The organism is Arthrobacter nitrophenolicus (genome assembly GCF_000332815.1).
In the GTDB taxonomy this organism is placed as follows: Bacteria; Actinomycetota; Actinomycetes; order Actinomycetales; family Micrococcaceae; genus Arthrobacter; species Arthrobacter nitrophenolicus.
The window spans coordinates 1-837 of the sequence record NZ_AOFD01000129.1 but is presented as its reverse complement, the minus strand read 5'-3'; the positions used below and the strand labels follow the sequence as shown (position 1 = coordinate 837).

Annotated in this window: 2 pseudogenes; both read right to left on the bottom strand. The window is 66.9% G+C overall.

What is annotated here, in order from left to right:
• Window positions 1–208, bottom strand: a pseudogene (locus G205_RS21500) (glycine cleavage system protein T); the annotation flags it as partial.
• Between the two features lie 67 nt (window positions 209–275).
• Window positions 276–837, bottom strand: a pseudogene (locus G205_RS20420) (glycine dehydrogenase (aminomethyl-transferring)); the annotation flags it as partial.

Below are 837 nucleotides of genomic sequence, written 5' to 3'. Positions count from 1 at the left end.
GCGTAGTCCAGGAAGGCTGCGGCTTGGGGGCCGGTGACCCAGACTTCGCCCATGTGGGAGAGGTCGAACAGCCCCGCGCTCTTGCGGACGGCGTGGTGTTCGGCCAGTTCGGAGTTGTATTTGAGGGGCATCTGCCAGCCGCCGAAGTCGGTGAAGGACGCGCCGGCTTCTTGTGCTGCTCGTAGAGAGCGGTGTAGTTCTCGGTCATGGGGATCCTTTCGGGCCGGAGGTTGAGCTTGTCGAAACCCGGGTTTCGACAGGCTCAACCACCGAAATCAGTTTTCGAACTCGGAGAGCGGCGGGCAGGAGCAGATGAGGTTGCGGTCGCCTGCGGCGCCGTCGATCCGGCCGACGGGCGGGAAGTACTTTGTCCTGCCGGAGGTGGTGGACCGGGAACGCGGCCTGCTCACGCGGGTAGGCACGGTCCCAGTCGGAGGACACGACGGCGGCTGCCGTGTGCGGTGCCCGGCGCAGCGGGGAATCGGCCACGGCGAAGTCACCGGCGGCCACCTGGTCGATTTCCTTGCGGATGGTGATCATCGCCTCGATGAACCGGTCGATCTCGGCCAGGTCCTCGGACTCGGTGGGTTCCACCATCAGCGTCCCGGCCACGGGGAAGGACAGGGTGGGGGCGTGGAAGCCGAAATCGATCAGCCGCTTGGCCACATCCTCCGCGGTGACCCCGGTCTTCGCGGTGAGCTCGCGCAGGTCCAGGATGCACTCGTGCGCCACGAGCCCGCCCTCGCCGGTGTAGAGCACGGGGAAGTACTCGTTCAGCCGGGACGCCACATAGTTCGCCGCCAGCAGCGCCGACTTGGTGGCCTCGGTCAGGCCCTG